This window comes from Ruegeria sp. AM4, assembly GCF_056540665.1.
The window spans coordinates 49,842-64,876 of record NZ_JBQFXD010000006.1; the positions used below are offsets into that span (position 1 = coordinate 49,842).

Sequence of the window (15,035 nt, forward strand, 5' to 3'; positions counted from 1 at the left end):
ACCCTTGGTCCCGTGGTTACATCTGCGCGCGCGAGATATTTGGTTCAAAGGTGAAAATCAAGCACATCCTGCGTGAAAAGCAGGTTAGGACGCCGGATTTTGCGTGACAGTGCCAGAATCGAGCGGCTGGATCAGGTCCGGACGGCGATCAAACCAACCGTTGTCCTTATGCTCTTCTGCCAACCATTCCTCGACCCGGTCGGCAACTTTCAATGCAAGCCCATTCATTTGCTCTTCTCTGGTGCGCGAATGGCCTGATCCGGCCAAGGCGCTTTCACCCGTTGTGTCTTCGAGAACCTGAAACTGCTTTTTCTTGGCTACGAATTCCTTTTTGCCAACGTCATAGACATTGACCAGAACGATTGCGGTGCTTTTCGGATTATAGATCACAGGGATACCCGGCGGTGCCAGCATGTAGCCTTCGAGGCTGATGCCAATGTCGTATTCTTGCGCTCCCTCGTAGCGGCCCAGCCGAATATCGACCGCATTCTGGATCGCATCTTCCCATTCCTTGGGTGTCGCATCTCGGGAAACGGGTCCCTGTTTGGCTTTTTCGGCGAAGGCATAGTTCACGCGAAGTTTGAACTCGCCCAGGCTTTCGGGCTCCTCGTAAACCTGCGTTTGCGTACACGCGCCCATCAGGGCCAGTCCGGTGATCAGGGTCAGAATGCGCAACATGTCTCTCGTCTCGATAGGCCGTTTTGCTTTGATCTAGCGCACCAAGGCGTCTTGTGCCAAGGCGCATCGGCGAAATTCCACTTTCCCGGCGGCGCGATCACGAGAATTTATAGTCGCGCGGGAAGCCGTAGGGCGGCTTTTTCCCGACGCTTGCGCGTTTGGACAGCCATTGGGACATGTCCGCCTCGTGCCGCGTCTTGTCACCACCCATGGACCATTTCAGGCCTTCTTCCCAGTTGAAGGTCGTGATGTCGGACAGACCGCCATCCAGTTCCAGCGTCCCCTGCCGCCCGCGCGCCATGTTGTATTTCTGAAGGCGCACACCCTTGCCGCGCGTCATCTCGGGCAGTTCTTCCGCCGGGAAAACAAGGAACTTGCCGTTCTGCGACACCACGGCGACATGGTCGCCCTCGACCGGTTTGCAGATCATCGCTGTTTCATCACCTTTGACGTTCAGCACCTGTTTGCCGTTGCGGGTCTGCGCCAGCACGTCATCTTCGGGCACCATGAATCCGTTGCCCGCGTCCGAGGCCACCAGCAGCTTGCGCCCCGGCTTGTGGATCAGAATGTCGATGATCTGCGCCTCGTTCGGCAGATCGACCATCAGGCGCAGCGGTTCACCCATGCCTCGCCCCCCGGGCAGGTTGGCAGCGCTGACAGTGTAGAATCGTCCGTTCGAGGCAAACACCAGCAACCGGTCGGTGGTTTCTGCGTGGAAGATGAAACGCGGGCCGTCGCCGTCCTTGAACTTCAGCTCTCTCTTCAGGTCGATATGGCCCGTCATGGCGCGAATCCAGCCCATCTGAGAGCAGACGACTGTGATCGGCTCCTTGTCGATCATAGCCTCAAGAGGCACTTCTTCGACCTGCCCGGCCTCGGCGAACTGTGTCCGGCGCGCGCCGCCCTCGTAGTCTTTGCCGAAGGTCTTCTTGGTCTCTTTCAGCTGCTCAGCGATCTTGGCCCATTGCAGGGCAGGATCGGCCAGCAGGTCTTCGAGGTTGGCGCGTTCCAGCATCAGTTCATCGCGTTCGCGGACCAGTTCCATCTCTTCGAGACGGCGCAGGCTGCGCAGGCGCATGTTGAGGATGGCGTCGACCTGAACCTCGGACAGTTCGCCCTCGCCCGGTTTGGGCGAGACGTAGTCGGTTTCATCTGTCGCGCGCACGTGGTCGATACCCCAATCCTCGCGCATCAGCGCGGCTTTGGGGTCATCATCGTAACGGATAATATCGATGACGCGGTCGAGGTTCAGGAAGGCAACGATAAAGCCTTCCAAAACTTCCAAGCGATGGTCGATCTTGCCCAGACGGTGACGTGACCGGCGCAGCAGCACCTCTTGCCGGTGGTCGAGGAAGGCGCGCAGCACTTCCTTCATCGAGCAGACCTTGGGTGTTACACCGTCGATCAACACGTTCATGTTCAGGCTGAACCGCACCTCAAGGTCCGAGTTGCGATAGAGCATGCCCATCAGCACCTCGGGGTCCACATTCTTGGACCGCGGCTCAAGGATAAGGCGGATGTCGTCGGCAGATTCGTCGCGCACATCGGCGAGGATCGGGATTTTCTTGGTCTGGATCAGCTCGGCGATCTTTTCGATCAGCTTAGATTTCTGAACCTGATAGGGAATCTGGGTGACGATGATCTGCCATTGACCTCGGCCCAGGTCCTCGACTTCGTATTTGCAGCGCAGCCGGAACGACCCGCGACCTGTGCGATAGGCCTGTGCGATGTTCTCGGGCGGTTCAACGATGACACCACCCGTTGGGAAGTCGGGGCCGGGCACATAATTGAGCAACGTGTCGTCGCGCGCATCGGGCGTTTTGATCAGATGCAAACAGGCGTCACACAGCTCGGCAATATTATGCGGCGGGATATTCGTCGCCATCCCCACCGCAATACCACTGGCACCATTGGCCAGCAGGTTCGGAAACTGGGCAGGCAGCACAACCGGCTCGGTCAGCGTGCCATCATAGTTGTCGCGAAAATCAACAGCGTCTTCGTTCAGACCCTCTAACAGCGCTTCGGCCACGATAGTCATCCGCGCCTCGGTATATCGCGAGGCCGCCGGGTTATCGCCGTCGATATTGCCAAAATTGCCCTGCCCATCGACCAGCGGGTAGCGGACGTTGAAGTCTTGAGCCAGACGCGCCATCGCGTCGTAAATCGCGGCGTCGCCATGCGGGTGGTAGTTACCCATCACGTCGCCGGAAATCTTGGCAGACTTCCGGAAGCCTCCGGTTGCGCTGAGTCGCAGCTCGCGCATGGCATAGAGGATTCGCCGGTGCACCGGCTTCAGCCCGTCGCGCGCGTCCGGCAGGGCGCGGTGCATGATGGTGGACAGCGCATAGGTCAGATAGCGCTCACCAATTGCGCGGCGCAGCGGTTCGGCTACCTCGCCCCCACCTTCGGGAGCCTCCATATTGGGGTCGTCGATCGTGTCGTTCATATATGATGTGATACGACGCAAGAGCGCGCGGGTAAAGCAATCGCCGCATATTTTGCTGGGGACAAGTCGCGCTTTTTGCAACAGGGGGACGCAAGTCCCCGTTTTCCCCGGTTTTTCGACTCGTTGCCCAAATTATGCTAAGATTTCCACGATTGAATTGCTGCCAGATTTAGTTGTTACGATTGACCCGGGGGGAGCGCCATGACGCGCCTTATTGTTATTACTTTCGCTGCACTTGGATGGACATTCTACGTCATGAGCGGCGGGCCCGATTTTGAGCCGCGCGGTGAGCGCGCGTCACAACCGGACCGTGTGGCGTCCATTTCGAAACCCGAACCCGTACCTGCCGACAGGGCGCAAGATCTTGTGACCAATGTCGCCGTGCGTGCGGTTCCTGTACGCGTCACACCCGAACCGGTGGCCTCCACTCAGGAAGTTGTTGCTGTCGCGGATGAGGTCGAAGCAAATTCTTTGTCCGGGTTTTCCACTTTCGCCAATCAGGGCGCCAATCTGACGCTGGCATCGCTTGAGGATGGTGCGACCGGGCTTCGTCAGGTTGCTGCCACCACCCAAACCGACGCCGCACCGGAACCGGCCCTGCCGGAACCGGAAAAGGACATTCGTGAAATCTCGGGCACACGCGTGAACATGCGCGATGGACCGGGAACAATCTATCCGATTATTGCAAAGGTCACGCTTGGCCAAAAGGTCGAGGTCCTCAGCGAATCGGGAACCGGCTGGCTGCGCCTGCGCGTGTTGCCTGCGCAACAGATCGGATGGGTTTCGGCCTCGCTGGTCCGCAAATCCTCATTTTGACGCGTCTGTATCATTGCCCTGACCGGGTACGCACCCTAGCAATAAGCCGGGGACAGATACGGAAACGCGATGCAAAAAACGATTCTCATCACCGGCTGCTCGTCGGGCATAGGGCTTGACGCTGCACACGGTATGCGTGCGCGGGGATGGCGTGTCTTTGCATCGTGCCGCCAGCAACGCGATTGCGACCGGCTGCGCGCCCAGGGGTTCGAAAGCCCTCTGATCGACTACACCGACGCGGGCACCATCACCTCGGGTCTGGCACAAGTGCTTGAGGCCACGGGCGGCACGCTGGACGCTTTGTTCAACAATGGTGCCCATGGCATGCCCGGTGCGCTCGAGGATGTTCCCACGGAAGGTTTGCGCCTGATCTTTGAAGCCAATGTCTTTGGCTGGCACGAACTGACGCGCCAGGTGATTCCCGTCATGCGGGCGCAGGGGCATGGGCGAATTGTCCAGAACTCGTCGGTTCTCGGCCTGGTCGCCTTTCCCTGGCGCGGGGCCTACGTGGCGACAAAATATGCAATCGAGGGTCTGACGGACACGTTGAGGCTGGAACTGCGCGACACCGATATCAAGGTCATCCTGATCGAGCCCGGACCGATCACCAGCAAGATTCGCGAGAACTCGATCCCCATGTTTGAACGCTTCATCGATTGGCAAAACTCGGCGCTGCGTCAGAAATACGAGAAGACGTTGCTCAAACGGCTCTACGAATCCTCCGGGCCCGACAAGTTTGAGTTACCGGCCTCGGCGGTGACAGAAAAGCTGGCGCATGCGGTGGGCGCAAAACGTCCGCGGGCGCGCTATTACGTGACGACGCCAACCTATATTGCCGGATACCTGCGCCGTATTTTGCCGACCCGGTCAATCGACCGCATCCTGTCGGATATCTGAGACGAAATTAACCGTTCGCTTTTGGGTCCTTTGGGGCTAGATGAGAGCCAGCGAAACAAAAACATGGACGGTATAGTCATGGACCTGTTGATGGTCGTCCTGCTGTTAGCCATGGCGGCTGTGGTCGTCGTGCTTGCAATTGGCATCTCCAATTTCGGCAAACCCGGTACGGATGCCGCGATGAAAAGCAACAAGATGATGCGCCTGCGTATCCTGTTTCAGTTCATTGCCGTGGTGCTGATCGTGCTCTACGTCTGGCTGCGCGGACAAGGGGTGCAATAGATGGTCGTTCTCAACAAAATCTACACGCGCACCGGTGATGACGGCAAAACCGCACTGGGCAATGGCGAACGCGTCGCCAAATATTCCGGCCGTGTGACGGCCTATGGCACGGTGGACGAGTTGAACGCCTTTGTCGGTGTTGCCCGCACCCAGGCGACCGGCGATGTCGAGGCCGCGCTGGCCCGTATCCAGAACGATCTGTTCGACCTTGGTGCCGATTTTTGCCGTCCGGACATGGATAAGGACGCCGAAGCCGATTATCCGCCGCTGCGGATCGTATCCGCGCAGATCGACCGGCTTGAGGCCGAGATCGATGTGATGAACGACACTTTAGAACCTTTGCGCAGCTTTATCCTGCCCGGCGGGTCTCCGCTGGCGGCGCAATTACATGTCTGCCGGACCGTTTCGCGCCGGGCCGAGCGGCTGGCGGTGGAACTGACCAACATGGAGCCCGTAAACGATGTGGCGGTGAAATACCTCAACCGTCTCAGCGACTGGTTCTTTGTTGCCGCCCGATGCGCCAACAACGACGGGCGCGACGACGTGTTATGGGTTCCGGGTGCGAACCGCTGAACCCCGCCTCTGCAGCCAATTTTTCCCAATGACTCAGGCGAAAAACGCGAAACGCGACGTCTCAACGACATGACGTGACGATTTTGCCCTGTTGCGGCCCGGATTGAGTCGCTATTGAAACCTCCGAGAGCATTGGTGGAGTCGCTTCGCGGCTTACCGTTTTTTTGAGGAGAAAGCGCCAAAATGAAGGTACTCGTGCCTGTAAAGCGCGTGATTGACTACAATGTGAAGGTTCGCGTCAAAGCGGACGGTAGCGGTGTTGATCTCGCCAATGTGAAAATGTCGATGAACCCGTTCGACGAGATTGCCGTGGAAGAGGCGATCCGCCTGAAAGAGGCTGGCAAGGCTGACGAAGTCGTTGCCGTTTCGATCGGCGTCAAGCAGGCGCAGGAAACCCTGCGCACCGCGCTGGCAATGGGTGCCGACCGTGCGATTCTGGTCGTCGCCGCCGATGACGTCCACACCGATATCGAGCCTCTGGCCGTTGCGAAAATCCTGGCCAAAGTGGTCGAGGAAGAACAGCCAGGCATCGTCCTGTGCGGCAAGCAGGCCATCGACAACGACATGAACGCGACTGGTCAGATGCTTTCGGCCCTGCTGGGCTGGTCGCAAGGCACCTTTGCGTCCGAGCTGGACATCGAAGGCGACAGCGCCAAGATCACCCGCGAAGTTGATGGCGGTCTGCAGACCATCAGCGTCAAGATGCCGACCATCGTGACCGTTGACCTGCGCCTGAACGAGCCGCGCTATGCGTCGCTGCCCAACATCATGAAGGCGAAGAAAAAGCCGCTGGATGAGAAAACCGCCGCCGATTACGGCGTCGACGTCACCCCGCGTCTGGAGATTGTCAAAACCGATGAACCGCCTGCACGCGCTGCCGGTATCGTGGTGGGCTCGGTCGACGAGCTGGTCGAGAAACTCAAAGAAGCGGGGGCTGTATAATGGCTGTTCTTCTTCTCGCAGAGGTTAACAATGGCGAGCTGTCGCTGGACGCCACCGCCAAGGCCGTCAATGCCGCGAAGGCTCTGGGCGATGTGACCGTTCTGGCAGCTGGTGGCTCGGCCGCCGCTGCCGGTGAGGCCGCCGCCAAGATCGAAGGTGTGTCCAAGGTTCTGGTGGCCGAGGATGCGTCGCTGGGCCACCGCCTGGCGGAATCGACCGCCGCGTTGATCGTGTCGCTGGCCGATGGGTACGAACACATCGTGGCCCCTGCGACCACCGACGCCAAGAACGTCATGCCGCGCGTTGCCGCGCTGCTGGACGTGATGGTGATCTCGGATGCATCCGGCGTTGTTGACGGCTCGACCTTCGAGCGTCCGATCTACGCGGGCAACGCGATCCAAACCGTAAAATCGAACGACGCCAAAAAGGTCGTCACCCTGCGGACCGCCAGCTTTGACGCGGCGGGCGAAGGCGGTTCGGCACCGGTTGAAACCGTTGCTGTTCCAGGTTCCGAAGGTCTGTCGTCGTGGGTCGAGGACAAGGTGGCCGAAAGCGACCGTCCGGAACTGACATCGGCGGGCGTTGTTGTTTCGGGCGGCCGCGGTGTCGGCTCGGAAGAGGACTTTGCCCTGATCGAAAAGCTGGCCGACAAGCTGGGCGCAGCTGTTGGCGCATCGCGTGCCGCAGTCGACTCGGGCTATGCCCCGAACGACTGGCAGGTGGGTCAGACCGGCAAGGTTGTGGCCCCGGACCTGTATGTCGCTGTCGGCATCTCGGGCGCGATCCAGCACCTGGCGGGTATGAAGGACTCGAAGGTCATTGTTGCGATCAACAAGGACGAAGAAGCGCCGATCTTCCAGGTCGCAGACTTCGGACTGGTCGCCGACCTGTTCCAGGCGGTGCCAGAACTGACAGAAAAACTCGGCTAAGACCTTTCGGCAAGAACCTTCCAAAAGGCCCGCAATGCGGGCCTTTTTTCATTCCAAATTCTGAATGGCGGACGACAGGGTATCGGCGATCTTTTGATGTGTTGCCGGACCCAACATATGTTCCGCCAACGGCTGCTGGAGCGTTCCGAACAGAACATCTTCCAGTTCATTGGATTCGCCCGCTACGCGCACGTTCAATCGGATCGTGTTGGCACAATGTGGGTGCAAGGCGTCCAGCATCGCGGAGTCGATCTGTGCGGGGTCAAAATACCCATCGCTATCAGGATTTCGTTCCACGCTCAGCCAAAGCAAAATGACCGGCGACGTGATGGAGTTCAGAAAGCTACTAAGTTTTTGGGTCCACCCCTTGCGCAACTCTTGCATGACCGTTGAAAATCGCCTTTCCGACACGCTGTGCAAACGCTTCAGCAAATGCCGAACAAAGTGAATTTCGGTAAAGTCCACTTCCGGAAAGAGCGACCTCAGGTCATGCGTCGGGGCAACAAACCTGTCATTTCGGCGCGCGTGCACACGATAGAACCGGTTGTTCTGCCCTGCGATATCCGGCAACTGCAGCACATACAAATTGGCCTCGTTCGCCAGATCCCGAAGACCCATGTCACGACAAAGCGCCTCGACTCCGCAAAACAGGCTGCCAAGGCTCAGGCACCGCTTGCTCAGGCGCTCCTCTAGACGGGCCGCATAGGGCGCCTCGACAAAACGGCCAAATGTCTCCTCACCCCCAATGCAGGCAATAAAGGGCCGCTCTGGCGTTTGGTGCGGTCCGCGAAACCACAGGTCAGATTGACCATACCGGCAAAACGACTCGGCAGCGCTTACCGCTGTCATGGATTGATAGCTCATCACTCACACACAGATATTTTCACCCAATCGTCACTTTGCCGCCCAAGGTCTTACGAAAACCCTAATGCGCGCATTTGAAGCGAATTTGACGGGCTTGATCCCCTTGCCGACTGCCTTGAAACGCCGATAAGGTCGGCACAATCAACAGCAAAGGCAGCTGAGTATGGACGTAAAATCTGTCGGAGTAATCGGGGCGGGTCAGATGGGCAACGGAATTGCCCATGTCATGGCACTGGCGGAATATGACGTTCTGCTGACCGACGTCAGTCAGGACGCCCTGAGCAGCGCCTTGTCGACGATTGAGGCTAACCTGTCCCGGCAGGCAGCGCGTGGAAAGATCTCCGATGATGCCGTGAAGGCAGCATTGGGTCGGATCAACACCACCCTAAACCTACCGGATCTTGGCCAGACCGATCTGGTGATCGAAGCCGCGACCGAACGTGAGACGGTGAAACAGGCGATTTTCGAGGACCTTCAACCGCATCTGCAACCCCATACGATCCTGACGTCGAACACCTCGTCGATCTCGATCACGCGGTTGGCAAGCCGAACGGACCGGCCCGAGCGGTTCATGGGGTTCCACTTCATGAACCCGGTTCCGGTAATGCAACTGGTCGAATTGATTCGCGGTATTGCGACCGATGAAGAGACCTTCAAGTCCTGCAAGGCCGTGGTGGACCGGCTTGGCAAAACCGCGGCTAGTGCCGAAGATTTTCCCGCTTTTATCGTCAACCGGATTCTGATGCCGATGATCAACGAAGCGGTCTACACGCTGTACGAAGGTGTTGGAAACGTTCAATCGATCGATCAGTCGATGAAACTGGGTGCGAACCATCCGATGGGGCCCTTGGAATTGGCCGACTTCATCGGGCTGGATACCTGCCTTGCGATCATGAACGTGCTGCATGATGGGTTGGCAGATACCAAATACCGGCCCTGCCCATTGTTGACGAAATACGTCGAAGCCGGGTGGCTGGGTCGCAAGACCGACCGTGGATTTTATGATTATCGCGGCGAAGTCCCAGTTCCGACGCGATGAATGTGAGGGGGCTAACCCCCTCACCCCAGAATATTGTTGCCCGATGAAGAGGCGGATCAGGGTTTCGGCGATTGACCCAGCGCCATCGTGTGTTTTCTGAGCCAGGCCATAAAGCCGCGCGGGTCGCGTTCCAGCAGCGCCATATCCTCAGCCGAGATCGGATCGCCAATCACCGGACCTAGCGGTTTGTTGCATGAACGCACGATTTCATGCAGCAGCAGTCCCTGGCGCAAGATCGGCGACAGACGGTTGGCGATCTGGTACCAGCGCGAATTGCTGCCGGGGAAAAAGATCGGCACCACCTGCGCACCGGACCGGCGGATCATCTTGGCGGTGAATACGTTCCATTCCCTCTCCTGCGCCGGGCCGAACCAGTCGTCGGACGACATCACCACGCCCGAGGGGAACAGGGCGACAACGCCTCCATCCTTGAGGTGATCCATGGATTTTCCGCGCATTTCCAGCATCTTGGCTTGCGCCTCGGGGTCGTGCGGAAAGGGGACCGGGATCATGAAAGAGGTTGCAGCCTCATCCAGACCAGTCAGCACCGAACGGGTGAGAATGCGATAGTCGCTGCGCACGCGACCGATCAGTTCGGCCAGGATCATGCCGTCGACCATACCGTGCGGATGGTTGGCGACAACAACCACCGGGCCGTCCTTGGGGATGCGCGCGATCTGCTCGGCAGGTGTGGTGAGGTCGATGCCCATGATACTGAGCGCCCCACCCCAGAACTTCTGGCCGCGATACTGTTCATTTTGCTTTTCAAACTTGTTGACCATCCGCAATATGGTCAGCTTGCCTGTCAGCCACTCGATCGCGCGGATCGCGTTTGCGGTCCAGGCATCGTCGAACGAGTTCGCGTAGGTCAGCGTTCTGCGGTCATAGATCTCACCCTGTTCAGGTGTATCGCCCGCTATGGGACCTGTCTTGGTATCGTGCGTGGTTTCCGCCAATTCCTGGTCTTCCCATCCTTCGTATCGCGGCGATTTCGGGCCTAGTAACCCTCTCCAAACTTGTCATTGACCAGGGTTTCCAAAGCTTCTGCCAACGCCTCAGCATCCGGGCCGGACGTCTCGACGTCAATAGTGGTTCCGCGCGACGCTGCCAACATCAAAAGGCCCATAATACTGTCGCCTGATGCAGAAAGGCCCTCACGCGAGACTTCGGCACGTGCATCGAATCCTTCAACCACCTCGACCAGCTTGGCCGACGCGCGGGCGTGCAAACCCTTTTCGTTGATTATTTTCAAGCTTTTGTTGGCCATATTCAAATATTCCAGTTCAATCCAATGTCACATTCTGCGCATTGATGTATTTTCGTCCAGCCTCGAGTGCGAGACGCACCGCCTCGGGCACCGGCAGGTGGCGGCTTTTGGCCAATTTGATCAGCATCGGAAGGTTGGCACCATACAGGATTCGCCGATCCTGTGGCGCGCAGGCACGCAGGCTCAGGTTGGACGGGCTGCCGCCGAACAGGTCCGTCACCACGACAACCCCGTCGCCCACGTCCACCTCATCGGCGACGCGACATATTTCTGACTGCTTTTCCTCGCGGTTGTGATCTGCTTCGATCGGTACGGCGACCAGTCCCGGCTGCTTGCCGACCACATGCTGCGTGGCAGACAGGTATTCCTGCGCCAATCCCCCATGTGCAACGATTACGATCCCGATCAATCCGGCCTCACATTCAACGCGCGTCGTTCCATTTCGCGGTGCCTAATTGCCACCTGCTGACCCCCTTCCGCAAGGGCCTTTGCAACCGCCTCTGCGACAGCAACCGATCTGTGTTGCCCTCCGGTACATCCGAAGGCCACCGAAAGGTGGGCTTTACCTTCGGCTCGAAACGCAGGCAGCAACGCAACCAGCAGGTCCACGACCCGGTCAAAGAAGACGGAATAGTTCCTGTCGGCCTCAATATAGGACGCAACATCTTGGTTTCGACCGTCTTCGTCACGCAGGTCCGCACGCCAGTAGGGGTTAGCCAGAAACCGGCAATCGAACACCATATCCAGCCCACGCGGCAAGCCGCGCTTGTACGAGAAGGACTCGACCGAAACCGCCAGATGCCGTCCACTTTTTGGGGCAAACCAGCGATCTACTTCCGCGCGCAACTGGTGGACGTTCAGGGCACTGGTGTCGATCAGCGTGTCCGCAATCTCGCGAATCGGTTGCAGCTGCTCCTTTTCGCGCGCGATGCCGGTCGCGGGGCTGGCATCGGCCGCGACGGGGTGCCGACGACGGGTTTCCGAAAAACGGCGCAGCAGCACGTCGTCGTTGCAGTCCAGATACAGGATCGTCAGATCGACCTGTTCCATGCGGCCAAGCCGGGCAGCCAGTTCGATAAACCCGATGGTCGAGAAGTCGCGGTTGCGTGCGTCGATGCCCAACGCCATCGGCTGAGCCGAGGCAGAGCTGTCCAGAAGTCGCATCAACAAACCCATCGGCAGGTTGTCGATGGCCTCGAACCCCAGATCTTCGAGCACGTGGATCGCAGTGGAGCGGCCTGCGCCGGATGGGCCAGTTACCAGTACGATACGCTGTTGCGGGCTCATGTGTTTGGCCATTCCGGATTCACGCGTCCCATTTTCGCGAGTTGAATCAAAGCTGCTGCCAAGTTGGGCACACCTGCGCCGCGAAGCAAGGGAACAGATTGCCTCAGAACCAGAATGTCTGCCGGATCAGGCAGGCGCGCGGCTTCCTTTTGGTCAAGGTCTATCGCAAAAGTCACCGGCGTCGGTCCGACAGGTGACGCCCGCAACAACCCTATCCCGCGCGCTTCGATCAACCCGTAGATCGGTGGTACAGCATCTGCGATGACCTGCTCATTCTGCATGCTCAAAGCGACCCGGTCATCCGAGACCAGATCGGCCCCCAGCGCCATCATCTGCAAGGCCAGCGCGGATTTGCCCGCGCCCGAGGTCCCGAGGATCAGAACGCCTCGGCCTTCGACAGCAACGCAGCTTGCGTGGATACAAGCCTGCGTGTGGCCTGCTATGTCTGACAGTGTTTTTACGCTCATACGCCTAGATCGGAAGTCCGACGACAAACCGCGCGCCCAGCGGGTCCGACGTGATGTCAGCTTCGGTCGGACGGATATTTTCGGCCCAGATCACGCCGCCATGCGCTTCGACAATCTGTTTAGAGATGGCCAGGCCAAGGCCCGAGTTATTGCCAAAATGCTCTTCGGGGCGTTGCGAGTAGAACCGTTTGAATACTTTGGTCAGTGCCTGATCCGGGATGCCTGGGCCGGTATCCTCGACCACCACCAGGACGCGGTTGTCGCGTTGGCGCACCCAGACGCGGATGGCATCGTTTTCCTCGCAGAAGGAAATCGCGTTGGTGATCAGGTTTACGAACACCTGCGCCAGTCTCGCTTCGAGGCCGTTGATCACGATCGGGCCTTTCGGCAAGTCGGTGATATAGTCGATCCCCTTCGACCGCGCATCTTCGCCCAGAAACTGGCCGATATTGTTCAGCAGGTTCAGAAGATCAAAGGGTTGCTCTTGCTCTTTGACGAGTTCCGCGTCCAAGCGTGAAGCATTCGAGATATCGCTGACCAGTCGATCCAACCGGCGCACATCATGTTCAATGACACCCAGCAACTTTTCACGCTGGTCGTCGCGTTTGACCATCCGCAGGGTGCCCACGGCAGATTGCAAGCTGGCCAGCGGGTTCTTGATCTCATGCGCCACATCCGCCGCGAACTGCTCGTTCGCATCAATGCGGTTGTACAACGCCGTCACCATGCCTCGCAAAGCTCTGCTGAGGCGACCGATCTCATCCGGGCGCGCGCTGAGGTCGGGAATGCGAATTCGGCCGGGATTGACCCCCGCACCGCGATCCTTGCCCATCTCGGCGGCTGAGGCCAGATCGGCCAGCGGGTTGGCAATGGTCGAGGCCAGAACCAGGCTCAGCCCGATCGATACCAGCAGAGCTACGACGAACATTTGCAGGATGCGCTCCTGTTCCTGGCGCGCCAGCGCGTCGACCTCGCCCGCCGGGCCCGCCATGGCCACCGCCCCAACGGGATCACTGTCCAGAATGATCGGGGCCACGGCGACGATCACTGTGGCCCCGGTGTCGTCCTGAACCGCCTGGACAGTCAAACCTCCGCCAAGGGCCTGAGGTACCATGTCCTGCACCCGTTGCGCCAGCGTGGGCGCAGCTTCGGTAGAATTACCGCTGAAGATCGATGACACGCCGTTCCAAACTGCCGTCAGCGCATCGCTGATCAGCGTACCGCCACCCTGAACGTCGCTGTCAGAGCGCAAAAGGCTTGGCAGGTCCGACAAGGGGGACGCGCCGCGGGTCCAACCGATCAAAGTGCCCGATCCGTCATAGACAAACACCTCGCCACCTTCCGGCAAGCTCAGGCCGGACAAGGTATCCCGCACGTCCAGACCGCCGGCACCAACAACGCCGGGCTGGCGCAGCTGGGTCTCAAAGACGTTGCTGACAAGCTGGGCATCACCGATCAGGTTTTTGGCCGTCTGCTGAACCCGTTCCTTACGCGTATCGTCCAGGTACAAAAGTCCAGCCACCAGAAGGACCAGCGCGATGACGTTGAAGGTGATGATTCTGCGCGCCAAGGGCGAGCCGCGCAGCGAAAACAGGCTGCGCCGCGATCTTTCTTCGCGCAGCTCGGCGGAATCGGGGTCCTGTGGGATAACCCAATCGTCCCCCAATACGACGTCGCCGTCGCGAAGTTCAGTGTCTTGTTCGGTATCTCGCACGAGACCCCTATTACCACTTAAAGACGGTCGCGCCTATTCTTCGTTATACCGGTAACCGATGCCGTAAAGCGTCTCGATCGCCGAAAACTCGGGGTCAGCGGCACGCATCTTCTTGCGCAGGCGCTTGATGTGGCTGTCGATGGTCCGGTCGTCCACATAGACCTGATCGTCATAGGCCACATCCATCAACTGATCGCGGCTTTTGACGAAGCCCGGACGCTGTGCCAGCGCCTGAAGCAACAGGAACTCGGTGACAGTCAGCGAGACATCGTTGCCTTTCCAAGTCACTGCATGGCGCAGAGGGTCCATGCGAAGCTCGCCGCGCTCCATCACCTTTGCGTCACCCGTGCTGGCACTGGAAACGTCACCTTCTGTGGCTTCCTGTCGGCGCAGCAATGCACGGATGCGCTCGACCAGCAGACGCTGCGAGAACGGTTTCTTGACATAGTCGTCCGCGCCCATGCGCAGGCCCAGAACCTCGTCGATCTCATCGTCCTTTGAGGTTAGGAAAATCACCGGCATCTGGGTTTTCTGCCGCAGTCTCTGCAACAGGTCCATGCCGTCCATCCGGGGCATCTTGATATCCAGAACAGCCATGTCCGGCAGCTTTTTGTTGAACGCGTCCAGCGCGGCCTGTCCGTCGTTGTAGGTTTCGACCTCAAAGCCTTCGGCCTCGAGCGTCATGGATACTGACGTCAGAATGTTTCTATCGTCATCCACCAGTGCAATCTTCGACATCGGGTTCACCCCTATTCCTGCTCACATACGCAATAATACGCTTTTTTATGCGGTATTGTTGGCGATTTTGAGGCGCCGAATCAATCCGTAACTACG

Annotated in this window: 17 protein-coding genes; 7 read left to right on the forward strand and 10 right to left on the reverse strand. The window is 58.8% G+C overall.

The features are described from left to right. Positions 1-84: 84 nt before the first annotated feature. Together ACR0JA_RS13095 and parC are read right to left on the reverse strand one after the other, a co-directional pair. The gene (locus ACR0JA_RS13095; RefSeq protein ID WP_480575291.1) at positions 85-678 is read right to left on the reverse strand and encodes a hypothetical protein; all 594 of its coding nucleotides are present in this window, start codon (positions 676-678) and stop codon (positions 85-87) included. A gap of 97 nt (positions 679-775) precedes the next feature. After that, positions 776-3,124: a DNA topoisomerase IV subunit A gene (parC, locus tag ACR0JA_RS13100; RefSeq protein WP_480575295.1), complete on the reverse strand. Its 2,349-nt coding sequence runs from the start codon at positions 3,122-3,124 to the stop codon at positions 776-778. A gap of 201 nt (positions 3,125-3,325) precedes the next feature. Here parC and ACR0JA_RS13105 point away from each other — a divergent pair, with 201 nt between their 5' ends. The 6 genes from ACR0JA_RS13105 to ACR0JA_RS13130 all read left to right on the forward strand — a co-directional run bounded on the left by ACR0JA_RS13105 (position 3,326) and on the right by ACR0JA_RS13130 (position 7,563). Beyond that, entirely contained in the window at positions 3,326-3,940 is a 615-nt protein-coding gene (locus ACR0JA_RS13105; protein ID WP_480575298.1) for an SH3 domain-containing protein, read from the forward strand. A gap of 69 nt (positions 3,941-4,009) precedes the next feature. Beyond that, positions 4,010-4,837, forward strand: a complete 828-nt coding sequence (locus ACR0JA_RS13110; RefSeq protein ID WP_480575301.1) for an SDR family NAD(P)-dependent oxidoreductase — start codon at positions 4,010-4,012, stop codon at positions 4,835-4,837. Positions 4,838-4,915: 78 nt separating this feature from the next. Next, a complete protein-coding gene (locus ACR0JA_RS13115) occupies positions 4,916-5,119 on the forward strand; it encodes a twin transmembrane helix small protein (RefSeq protein WP_480575304.1) in 204 nt (67 codons plus the stop codon). Next, positions 5,120-5,692 carry a cob(I)yrinic acid a,c-diamide adenosyltransferase gene (locus tag ACR0JA_RS13120; protein WP_480575307.1) on the forward strand — a complete coding sequence of 191 codons (573 nt, stop codon included), beginning with the start codon at positions 5,120-5,122 and terminating at the stop codon, positions 5,690-5,692. A 183-nt stretch (positions 5,693-5,875) separates the two neighbouring features. Continuing rightward, positions 5,876-6,634 carry an electron transfer flavoprotein subunit beta/FixA family protein gene (locus tag ACR0JA_RS13125; RefSeq protein WP_480575310.1) on the forward strand — a complete coding sequence of 253 codons (759 nt, stop codon included), beginning with the start codon at positions 5,876-5,878 and terminating at the stop codon, positions 6,632-6,634. Then, the gene (locus ACR0JA_RS13130; protein ID WP_480575313.1) at positions 6,634-7,563 is read left to right on the forward strand and encodes an electron transfer flavoprotein subunit alpha/FixB family protein; all 930 of its coding nucleotides are present in this window, start codon (positions 6,634-6,636) and stop codon (positions 7,561-7,563) included. Before ACR0JA_RS13125 ends, ACR0JA_RS13130 begins: the two co-directional genes overlap by 1 nt. Before the next feature lie 48 nt (positions 7,564-7,611). Here the strand turns inward: ACR0JA_RS13130 and ACR0JA_RS13135 are convergent, their stop codons facing one another. After that, on the reverse strand, positions 7,612-8,412 hold the full coding sequence (locus tag ACR0JA_RS13135; RefSeq protein WP_480575316.1) for a DUF6473 family protein: 801 nt from the start codon (positions 8,410-8,412) through the stop codon (positions 7,612-7,614). A 178-nt stretch (positions 8,413-8,590) separates the two neighbouring features. Here ACR0JA_RS13135 and ACR0JA_RS13140 point away from each other — a divergent pair, with 178 nt between their 5' ends. Further along, positions 8,591-9,466: a 3-hydroxybutyryl-CoA dehydrogenase gene (locus ACR0JA_RS13140; RefSeq protein ID WP_480575319.1), complete on the forward strand. Its 876-nt coding sequence runs from the start codon at positions 8,591-8,593 to the stop codon at positions 9,464-9,466. Positions 9,467-9,522: 56 nt separating this feature from the next. Here ACR0JA_RS13140 and ACR0JA_RS13145 read toward each other — a convergent pair whose 3' ends face one another. From ACR0JA_RS13145 to ACR0JA_RS13175, 7 genes are read right to left on the reverse strand one after another with little or no spacing between them, the layout of a single operon-like run. After that, positions 9,523-10,422, reverse strand: a complete 900-nt coding sequence (locus ACR0JA_RS13145) for a lysophospholipid acyltransferase family protein (RefSeq protein WP_480575322.1) — start codon at positions 10,420-10,422, stop codon at positions 9,523-9,525. 41 nt (positions 10,423-10,463) lie between these two features. After that, complete coding sequence (locus tag ACR0JA_RS13150; RefSeq protein WP_480575324.1) at positions 10,464-10,733, reverse strand: HPr family phosphocarrier protein; 270 nt, start codon at positions 10,731-10,733, stop codon at positions 10,464-10,466. Between the two features lie 16 nt (positions 10,734-10,749). Further along, a complete protein-coding gene (locus tag ACR0JA_RS13155; RefSeq protein WP_480575327.1) occupies positions 10,750-11,142 on the reverse strand; it encodes a PTS sugar transporter subunit IIA in 393 nt (130 codons plus the stop codon). Then, positions 11,139-12,020, reverse strand: coding sequence for an RNase adapter RapZ (rapZ, locus tag ACR0JA_RS13160; protein WP_480575331.1), 882 nt, complete (start codon positions 12,018-12,020; stop codon positions 11,139-11,141). The genes ACR0JA_RS13155 and rapZ overlap by 4 nt, the downstream gene beginning before the upstream one ends. Next, positions 12,017-12,487, reverse strand: a complete 471-nt coding sequence (locus ACR0JA_RS13165; protein WP_480575334.1) for an HPr kinase/phosphorylase — start codon at positions 12,485-12,487, stop codon at positions 12,017-12,019. The genes rapZ and ACR0JA_RS13165 overlap by 4 nt, the downstream gene beginning before the upstream one ends. 4 nt (positions 12,488-12,491) lie before the next feature. Further along, positions 12,492-14,201, reverse strand: coding sequence for an ATP-binding protein (locus tag ACR0JA_RS13170; RefSeq protein WP_480575337.1), 1,710 nt, complete (start codon positions 14,199-14,201; stop codon positions 12,492-12,494). 33 nt (positions 14,202-14,234) lie between these two features. Further along, the gene (locus tag ACR0JA_RS13175) at positions 14,235-14,939 is read right to left on the reverse strand and encodes a response regulator transcription factor (protein WP_480575340.1); all 705 of its coding nucleotides are present in this window, start codon (positions 14,937-14,939) and stop codon (positions 14,235-14,237) included. Between the last annotated feature and the right edge of the window lie 96 nt (positions 14,940-15,035).

Coding starts and splice junctions, on each gene's coding strand:
- ACR0JA_RS13095 (WP_480575291.1), bottom strand. CDS start 678: ATGTTGCGCATTCTGACCCTGATCACCGGACTGGCCCTGATGGGCGCG.
- parC (WP_480575295.1), bottom strand. CDS start 3,124: ATGAACGACACGATCGACGACCCCAATATGGAGGCTCCCGAAGGTGGG.
- ACR0JA_RS13105 (WP_480575298.1), top strand. CDS start 3,326: ATGACGCGCCTTATTGTTATTACTTTCGCTGCACTTGGATGGACATTC.
- ACR0JA_RS13110 (WP_480575301.1), top strand. CDS start 4,010: ATGCAAAAAACGATTCTCATCACCGGCTGCTCGTCGGGCATAGGGCTT.
- ACR0JA_RS13115 (WP_480575304.1), top strand. CDS start 4,916: ATGGACCTGTTGATGGTCGTCCTGCTGTTAGCCATGGCGGCTGTGGTC.
- ACR0JA_RS13120 (WP_480575307.1), top strand. CDS start 5,120: ATGGTCGTTCTCAACAAAATCTACACGCGCACCGGTGATGACGGCAAA.
- ACR0JA_RS13125 (WP_480575310.1), top strand. CDS start 5,876: ATGAAGGTACTCGTGCCTGTAAAGCGCGTGATTGACTACAATGTGAAG.
- ACR0JA_RS13130 (WP_480575313.1), top strand. CDS start 6,634: ATGGCTGTTCTTCTTCTCGCAGAGGTTAACAATGGCGAGCTGTCGCTG.
- ACR0JA_RS13135 (WP_480575316.1), bottom strand. CDS start 8,412: ATGACAGCGGTAAGCGCTGCCGAGTCGTTTTGCCGGTATGGTCAATCT.
- ACR0JA_RS13140 (WP_480575319.1), top strand. CDS start 8,591: ATGGACGTAAAATCTGTCGGAGTAATCGGGGCGGGTCAGATGGGCAAC.
- ACR0JA_RS13150 (WP_480575324.1), bottom strand. CDS start 10,733: ATGGCCAACAAAAGCTTGAAAATAATCAACGAAAAGGGTTTGCACGCC.
- rapZ (WP_480575331.1), bottom strand. CDS start 12,020: ATGAGCCCGCAACAGCGTATCGTACTGGTAACTGGCCCATCCGGCGCA.
- ACR0JA_RS13165 (WP_480575334.1), bottom strand. CDS start 12,487: ATGAGCGTAAAAACACTGTCAGACATAGCAGGCCACACGCAGGCTTGT.
- ACR0JA_RS13175 (WP_480575340.1), bottom strand. CDS start 14,939: ATGTCGAAGATTGCACTGGTGGATGACGATAGAAACATTCTGACGTCA.